Origin of the sequence: Empedobacter sp. UBA2044 (assembly GCF_002333005.1) — a bacterium.
Lineage (GTDB): Bacteria > Bacteroidota > Bacteroidia > Flavobacteriales > Weeksellaceae > Empedobacter > Empedobacter falsenii_B.
This window is the reverse complement of record NZ_DDBA01000076.1, coordinates 1-7805: the sequence shown is the minus strand read 5'-3', so window position 1 is coordinate 7805 and position 7805 is coordinate 1. Positions and strand designations below refer to the sequence as shown.

9 protein-coding genes are annotated in these 7805 nt (G+C 30.2%); 5 read left to right on the top strand and 4 right to left on the bottom strand.

Going from position 1 to position 7805, the window contains the following annotated elements:
- Positions 1-16: 16 nt before the first annotated feature.
- The 3 genes from B4E59_RS13930 to B4E59_RS13920 all read right to left on the bottom strand — a co-directional run bounded on the left by B4E59_RS13930 (position 17) and on the right by B4E59_RS13920 (position 2846).
- On the bottom strand, positions 17-1123 hold the full coding sequence (locus tag B4E59_RS13930; RefSeq protein ID WP_219034758.1) for a DUF3858 domain-containing protein: 1107 nt from the start codon (positions 1121-1123) through the stop codon (positions 17-19).
- 6 nt (positions 1124-1129) lie between these two features.
- Complete coding sequence (locus tag B4E59_RS13925; protein WP_125348827.1) at positions 1130-1885, bottom strand: DUF3857 domain-containing protein; 756 nt, start codon at positions 1883-1885, stop codon at positions 1130-1132.
- Positions 1886-1955: 70 nt separating this feature from the next.
- Positions 1956-2846, bottom strand: coding sequence for a TIGR01777 family oxidoreductase (locus B4E59_RS13920; protein WP_221856027.1), 891 nt, complete (start codon positions 2844-2846; stop codon positions 1956-1958).
- 45 nt (positions 2847-2891) lie between these two features.
- Between B4E59_RS13920 and B4E59_RS13915 the strand changes: the two genes are divergently transcribed.
- Positions 2892-3767, top strand: a complete 876-nt coding sequence (locus B4E59_RS13915; RefSeq protein WP_286495960.1) for an ion transporter — start codon at positions 2892-2894, stop codon at positions 3765-3767.
- Here the strand turns inward: B4E59_RS13915 and B4E59_RS13910 are convergent.
- On the bottom strand, positions 3764-4735 hold the full coding sequence (locus tag B4E59_RS13910) for a YihY/virulence factor BrkB family protein (RefSeq protein WP_219034754.1): 972 nt from the start codon (positions 4733-4735) through the stop codon (positions 3764-3766). The two genes, B4E59_RS13915 and B4E59_RS13910, sit on opposite strands and share 4 nt — an antisense overlap.
- 26 nt (positions 4736-4761) lie before the next feature.
- Here B4E59_RS13910 and rlmH point away from each other — a divergent pair, with 26 nt between their 5' ends.
- The 4 genes from rlmH to B4E59_RS13890 are packed head-to-tail and all read left to right on the top strand — an operon-like array spanning position 4762 to position 7560.
- Complete coding sequence (rlmH, locus tag B4E59_RS13905; protein ID WP_115001348.1) at positions 4762-5235, top strand: 23S rRNA (pseudouridine(1915)-N(3))-methyltransferase RlmH; 474 nt, start codon at positions 4762-4764, stop codon at positions 5233-5235.
- The gene (locus tag B4E59_RS13900; protein ID WP_219034753.1) at positions 5228-6061 is read left to right on the top strand and encodes a CPBP family intramembrane glutamic endopeptidase; all 834 of its coding nucleotides are present in this window, start codon (positions 5228-5230) and stop codon (positions 6059-6061) included. The genes rlmH and B4E59_RS13900 overlap by 8 nt, the downstream gene beginning before the upstream one ends.
- Complete coding sequence (gene rdgB, locus B4E59_RS13895; RefSeq protein ID WP_219034752.1) at positions 6062-6643, top strand: RdgB/HAM1 family non-canonical purine NTP pyrophosphatase; 582 nt, start codon at positions 6062-6064, stop codon at positions 6641-6643.
- Positions 6640-7560, top strand: a complete 921-nt coding sequence (locus B4E59_RS13890; RefSeq protein ID WP_219034751.1) for a ribonuclease Z — start codon at positions 6640-6642, stop codon at positions 7558-7560. Before rdgB ends, B4E59_RS13890 begins: the two co-directional genes overlap by 4 nt.
- Positions 7561-7805: the final 245 nt, after the last annotated feature.

Here is a 7805-nt window from a genome sequence, read left to right as displayed (position 1 = left end):
CAGTGCGGGATTTTATTTATTTCTTTTTCATTAAAACTTCTTTCAGAGATTCTGTTTTTATTTTCTCAAAAAATTGTTTCAATTCATTGTATTTATCCGCTTCATAAACACCTTCTGGCAATAAAAATTGAATTGCTAGTATCAATTGTCCATCTTTCACTTTTGCTTCCTGATAATACTCTAAACCAAGCTCAGTTTTGTGATGTGCTTTGTATTTTTCATCAATTATCACTTCGTAACCATCTGGAATTTTAGATTTCACCTGAATATTAAACAAATAAGGATAATTAAATTCTATTTTGCGCTGACGATTTTTATCTTCAAAAGTATATTGTTTTAGAAATTCGCGCAAAGGATTTATAAATGTATAAAATGGAGCATTCGGAATTACAGCTTTTGCTTTATAATTTTTAACGTAAGAATCAGTATCAAAAACCGTTTTATCATTAATTTCTTCGTCTAAACGCACATCTAAAGATTCAGTCAAATATCTATTCAAAACATTTTCTTCGTCTGCAGCATCATCATAAAAATAATCATTGAATTTGTCTTTACGATAAAGAATTAAATTTCCATTACTCATAAAATCATACTTTAATGATGATTCGTAATAAGACAATTTTTGATTCAACTTTACAAACGAAGCTTCACCTTTTTTGATGACAATTCCATGATAATTAAACACATCTAAAGGTCCAAATTCGATTTGTTCTTTATTTAATTTTGAAGCATCTAAGATAATATTTGAAGCACCATTATTTAATTTCACAACTGTTAAAACAGAATTGAATTGATTGACAATTGGATAAGAAAACAAAATTTGTCCATGATGACGACTACTAAACATAACCATCGAAGTTTCGAAACCTTTAGCTGTTAAAATTTCATTCAATAAAAGATTCATATCTGCCGTAGAACCAGACTTTTCTTTCAATAAAGTTTTGTTCGAACGCGTTGGAATAATTCCATAAAATCTATTCCATTTTACATTTGAATCAATATATTCAATCACATTTTTCAAAGTTTCTACCTCATCTTTTCCATTCGGAATATTTTGCGCAACATCTCTGATTGCAGAAGGATTTCGATACAAATCATATTGTGCATTTATATCTTGAATCAAATCTATCTACGCGCTCATCGTAGTTTTCTTTGCTCCATCTGTATGATAATTAGCTGCCTGAATTTTAATTCGTTCACTTTGATCTTCAGGATTATAAACGTATTTTAATTGATTATAACTTTGGATATTATGTAATAACCATTCCGTTGAACTAGATTTACCTTTATACTTTGTATTCAAACCATCACCAATTGTAATAATCGAATATGTACCATAAGCCTGATTATTTAATCGAAACTTGCTCGAAAGCGTTGGTATATCATGTTGAAAATTCCACGCATCAATAGAAAAATTGTGTTCGCTACTTTTGATATAAGTATATTCGATAATAGAACCAACTTTTACATTTGGAAAAGTAAAACGTTTTGCAGCATACAATTCATTTAAAGAAACATCAAAAATCTCTTTTTCATCAATCGGAGTCATTTGCTCTACTCCATTTACAATATTAATTGTACCTCCCTTAATTCCGCTTATAGATTCATTTCTATTCTTGCTGTAATAATTCAGTTGTATATTTGCTTCATCAAGTCCTTTATCAGTCAGTATTTTGATTCTTCGTTTTACAGTCAAATAATAATTAGACGAAGTTAAATCCATTTTTCCTTCTTCCGAAAGAATAACAGCATCTGCATTTTTCTCGAAAGGAACTTGAGTTAAGTTAATTTCTTGCTCCGAAATTTTTCCGAATTTTAAATCTTTCGATTGCGCATTTGTATATAATGCAATAAATAAAAAGAGTAAAGTAATTTTTAATTTCATTTCAATTTGTAATTCCTGCAAAAGTACAATACACAACAATACATAAAGAATAATCTAAATAAAATTTTCGTTACTTTTCTATCAATTCTTCTAACGCTTTTTCTAAAGTAGGATATTGAAATTTGAAACCTGTTTCTTGAATTTTAGTTGCGTCAATTCTAGATCCATTTAGGACTAAACTACTCATCTCACCTAATGCTAATTTCATAACAAAAGCAGGAATATTAGGAATAAAAAAAGGTTTATTCATTTTTCTCGCTAGCGTATGATTGAATTCCGAATGATTTATATATTGCGGTGAAGATGCGTTATAACTTCCTTTTATTTTATCATTATCTACAGCTTCCGCATACATTTGTATCAAATCTGTAATATGTATCCAAGGCATCCATTGTTTTCCGTTACCTAGATTTGCTCCTACACCAAGTTGAATAGGTTTTTTTAATAATTTGAAACCTTCGCCGTTTTTAGACAAAACAAAAGAAGTTCTAAGACAAACCACTCTTGCACCTATTTTTTCGAACTGATAAGCAGCATTTTCCCATGCGACACAAACTTTACCTAAAAAATCAATATTCGGTTCATCAGATTCTTTGAAAATTTTGTTCGAAGTAATTTGTCCATAATAAGCAGTTCCAGACGCGGAGATAAAAAATTTCAAATCAATATTCAATTTTTTGACATACTCAAAAAGTAAATTCGCTGTATCAACTCTACTCGAAAAAATTTCTTTTTTGTAAGAATTTGTCCATCTTTTCGCAATTAAGCTTCCAGCCAAATGAATAATTCCATCCAAATTTTCAAAAACTTTTTCATCAATTGTATCTTTCTCCCAATGATAAAAAGGATGTTCAATCTCTTTTTCTCTTGTCAAAATACGAACTTGATGTCCATTTTTAATTAAAATCTTTGTTAATTCTGAACCAATTAATCCACTTCCACCAGTCAATAGAATATTCATACTAAAATTTTTTCCTAATTTAGCTCATTCCAAAAATATAAACTAATGTTTAAAGGTAGATTTCCTTATCTAAAAAGAATGGGAGCTGATGAAGAAAAGAAGCTAAAACAAAAAATATTCGATATAGTTTTTGAAGCTGATACACCTTATGGAAAACTTTTTGACATCTCTTTATTACTTTTAATTTTATTGAGTGTTGGCTTAGTTATGTTGGAGTCTATTCCGGCAATTAACGCAAGACACCATACAGTTTTAGTATCTTTAGAATGGATTTTAACCTTTTTGTTTACTATAGAATATTTATTAAGAATCTATTGCGTTAAAAATCGTTGGCGATATATTTTTAGTTTTTATGGAGTTATTGATTTATTGTCTATTTTACCATTTTATCTTGGTTTAGTTTTACCTACAAGTAAGTACCTAGCAAGTATTCGTATTTTAAGATTACTACGTATTTTCAGAATTTTTAACCTTACTCGATTTACTCGTGGGAAAAATGTGTTGGTGTTAGGACTGAAAGAAAGTAAAGATAAAATCATCGTTTTCTTATCATTTGTAGTATTAATTGTTGTTGTAATTGGCTCGATTATGTATATGGTTGAACACGATCATCCCGAATCTGGTTTCACAAGTATACCAATTAGTATTTATTGGGCAATTGTTACTTTAACAACAGTAGGTTATGGTGATATTTCACCTGTCACTGGTTTAGGACAATTCTTAGCTTCTGTTGTAATGATTATAGGTTATGGTGTAATTGCTGTTCCCACAAGTATTGTAACTATGGAAATGAATAAAGCGGCTAAACATAAGGAAGATATTCCTACAAACACGCAAAGATGTCGCAATTGTGGCGATGATTACCACCTAGATGGTGCTATTTATTGCAAAACCTGCGGGCATCTTTTAAATGAACCTTAAAATTTATCCAAATTAATGAATCGATTATTGTCAATATGATTAACGTATTCGTAATTTTTGGTGTAATTAATTGACATATTCAATTCATAACCAACTAACATCAAAATAACATTGATGTAAACAAAAATCATCATAATCATCACTAATCCAAGCGATCCATAAAACAAATCAATATTTGTAAAATAACTTAAATACGAATTAAAACCAATCACAGTTAACAAGAACAAAACAGAAGTTAACAATGCCCCTGGAATAACTGTACTACGCGATTTTTTGTGATTTGGTCCGAAATAATACAACATACACATCGAAACAAAATAAAAAATAAATACCGAAAAATAGTTGATTAAATACGAAAATTGTCCAAGTTTACTTAAAAATGAAACGTTGGTTAAGTATTTCCAAATAATTGATGTCGAATAAGATAAAAACACTTGTAACACAATAAAAACTGTAAAAAACAAGGTTAAAATTATCGAAATCATTCTCGATTTTGAGTTTTTTCGCTTTACATAAACATCTTGATACGAAACATTAAATCCATTTATAATCCCTTGTATTCCGTTGGATGACATAAAAATTGTAATCAAAATCAAGAAATAATTCACTTTACGTTTTCCTTGTACAGCCGTCGTTTTATCAATATACGAAATCACTTCATTGCTCACATGTTTAGGTAAAAGTTGAGGAAGAAGTTGTGTAAATAGCAAGTTTTTTATTTCTTGGTAATAAACCAAATGCGGTAAAATACTAAACAAAAAAAGCAAAAATGGAAACATACTAAAAAATAAAATCCACGAAACTGCCGCCGAACGCAACGGAAAATTACCTTTCATGACGCGAATCCAAAAAACTTTCAAGAAATCATATACCGTGATGCCCGTATTTTTGTTCATCAATTTTGTTTTCGACCAATCTCGAAAATAATTTATTCCTGTATATGTTTTAAAATCTTGTAGAATGCGCATATTTTTGTCTCAATAAATAATTTTGAATGAATATTACGACCATTTGTATCGGTAAAACAGACGAAAAAGCCATCGAAATGCTATTACAAAAGTATGAAAATCGATTGCCTTCGCACATTAATTATCAAAGAATTGAAATTCCTGACATCAAAAATCGTAAAAATTTGTCCGAAATTCAACAAAAACAAAAAGAAGCTGAGCAAATTTTGAATAAAATCATCAATACAGATTTTGTTATTATTTTGGATGAAAAAGGAAAACAACCTACTTCGAAGCAATTTGCAGATGATATTCAGAATTACATGAATCAATCTGTCAAAAATCTTGTCTTTGTGATTGGTGGTCCTTATGGTTTTGACGAATCTGTTTACAATCGTGGAAATAAAAAAATGTCTTTATCCAATATGACATTTACGCATCAAATGGTTCGTCTATTTTTGACTGAGCAAATTTACCGAGGATTTAGTATATTGCAGGGTAAACCTTATCATCATGAATAACACCTCTCCATTTGAAGAATTTGTTCCTAAGCAAGAAAATAAACTAAGTTTTGGTATTGGAAAAGCTCTTTTGTATAGCGCAATTGCAGTGATTATAATGCAGTTTGCTGGCGGACTTGTTTCTGCTCCAGCACTTTTTTACAAACCGCTTAATCACTTACTTTTACCGTTAGGATTTTTAACAGGAACGGTTTGCGCAATTGTTATTTTATTGATGTTGACACAAACTAAATTTGCATCAATTTTAAAAGATATCAAACATTCTTTTACTCCAATTCAGCTCATATTATCAATAGCTTGTTGGTTATTTCTTTTGCCTTTAGCCGAGGTTGCAACAAGTTTAATTCCAACAACTGGACCTTTAGAAGAAATCTATAAAATCTTTCAAGCTTCTTTTGAAATGATGTTAGATTACAAAATCGCTGGATTTATTATGATTTGTATTTTGGCTCCAATTTTCGAAGAAATTATTTTCAGAGGAATAATCTTGAAAGGAATGCTAAATTTCAATGTAAATCCTACAACTGCAATCTTAATCAATGGATTTATTTTTGGATGTGCACATATGAATCCTTGGCAATTTATAGGCGCTGGACTTTTAGGAATCATTTTTGGAATAGTTTATTATCGCACAAAATCGTTGTTTTTACCTATGTTATTACATTTCCTAAACAACACTCTTTCGTACTCGTTAATGCTAATGCAGGGCGATATGGAAGGCGAAGTTTTTGCGCAAAGAGATTATTTATTAATTGGAGGAATGACACTTATCGGAATTTTATCTGTCTATTTATTAATCAAAAAAACAGAACAAAAAACAATATAAATGGAATTAATTTTTGCCACACATAACAACAATAAAGTAAAAGAAGTTACAAAAATGTTACCTTCTTACCTATCGATGAAATCATTGACTGATATTAATTTCTTTGATGAAATTGAAGAAACTGGTACAACTTTCGAAGAAAATGCGCAATTAAAAGCGAAAACTATTTTCGATAAAACTGGGAAAAATATCTTTGCAGATGATTCTGGATTAGTGATAGAAGCGTTAAATGGAGCACCTGGTGTATATTCTGCTCGATATGCTGGCACAGGAAAAGACGAAGATAATATTGCAAAAGCGTTGAAAGAATTGGAAGGAAAAACAAATCGAAAAGCGTATTTTATTTCTATTTTCTGTTTAATTTTGGATGGAAAGGAATATTTTTTCGAAGGACGAGTGAATGGAACTATTGCAACTGAAATTATGGGTGACAATGGTTTTGGCTACGATCCGATTTTTATTCCTGATGGTTTTTCAAAATCTTTTGCACAAATGTCTCCTGAAGAAAAAAATGCAATTAGCCACCGAGGAAAAGCTGTCGAAAAATTAAACGATTTTTTAACTAATCTAAACGTAAATTGAGTTTACAACTAACAATATTAGGATTTAATTCAGCATTACCAACAGCTTTTACGCATCCGACCGCTCAATTATTAAACATCGCAGAACGCTATTTTTTGATTGATTGCGGAGAAGGAACACAAGTACAATTGCGAAAAGCGAAGGCAAAATTCAACCGAATAAATCACATTTTTATATCGCATTTGCACGGCGATCATGTTTTTGGATTGATTGGATTAATTTCTACACTTCAATTGCTTGGTCGCGATATGCCTTTGCATATCCATGGTCCGAAAGGAATTGAGGAATTTATTACAACACAATTACGTTTAACAGAATCTAATAACTCATTCGAGATTATTTTCAACGAATTGCATACAAAAGAATCTGTTTTAGTTTTTGAAGATGATAAAGTTGAAGTTTATTCTATTCCGCTAAATCACCGAGTTTATACAAATGGTTATCTTTTTCGAGAAAAGCCAAAACCTCGAAAATTGAATATGGATACGATCGAGGAATTTCCAGAAATTGAAATCTGCGATTATCAAAATTTGAAAAATGGAAAAGATTTTACGTTAGAATCTGGAAAAATAATTCCGAATGATTATTTAACATTTGATGCTCAAAAGTCCTTGAGTTACGCGTTTTGTTCGGACACAAAATATAAACCAGATATTGTTCCAATTATAAAAGATGTCGATTTGTTATATCACGAATCAACATTTTTACACGAATTGAAAGATTTAGCGGTTTACACAGGGCATACAACTGCAAAAGAAGCTGGAATGATTGCGAAACAAGCCAATGTAAAGAAATTAATTTTAGGTCATTTTTCTAATCGTTATCACGATTATAAACCTTTGTTAATCGAAGCCCAAGAAGAATTTACGAATACCGTTTTACCAGAATTGTTGAAAACAATAAAAATAGAAAGTTAGTAATCAAAATATAAAAAAATCCGTTCGATAGTCGAACGGATTTTAGTTTTACAAATGTTTCTCAATCCTATGGATTTTGAACTAAAACTCCTTTAGAAACAATAATTTGTTGTTCAGGAATATATTCAATTACTTCATTTGCTGTAGCAAGAATAGTGTATAATGGATTACTTCCTGATAAATGTGTACCAGGGTAGCGTCTATCCATTGTCAACCCATTTCTATATGTGGGTACGTCATATCCT

Coding starts and splice junctions, on each gene's coding strand:
- B4E59_RS13915 (WP_286495960.1), top strand. CDS start 2,892: ATGTTTAAAGGTAGATTTCCTTATCTAAAAAGAATGGGAGCTGATGAA.
- rdgB (WP_219034752.1), top strand. CDS start 6,062: ATGGAATTAATTTTTGCCACACATAACAACAATAAAGTAAAAGAAGTT.
- B4E59_RS13910 (WP_219034754.1), bottom strand. CDS start 4,735: ATGCGCATTCTACAAGATTTTAAAACATATACAGGAATAAATTATTTT.
- B4E59_RS13900 (WP_219034753.1), top strand. CDS start 5,228: ATGAATAACACCTCTCCATTTGAAGAATTTGTTCCTAAGCAAGAAAAT.
- rlmH (WP_115001348.1), top strand. CDS start 4,762: ATGAATATTACGACCATTTGTATCGGTAAAACAGACGAAAAAGCCATC.
- B4E59_RS13925 (WP_125348827.1), bottom strand. CDS start 1,885: ATGAAATTAAAAATTACTTTACTCTTTTTATTTATTGCATTATATACA.
- B4E59_RS13920 (WP_221856027.1), bottom strand. CDS start 2,846: ATGAATATTCTATTGACTGGTGGAAGTGGATTAATTGGTTCAGAATTA.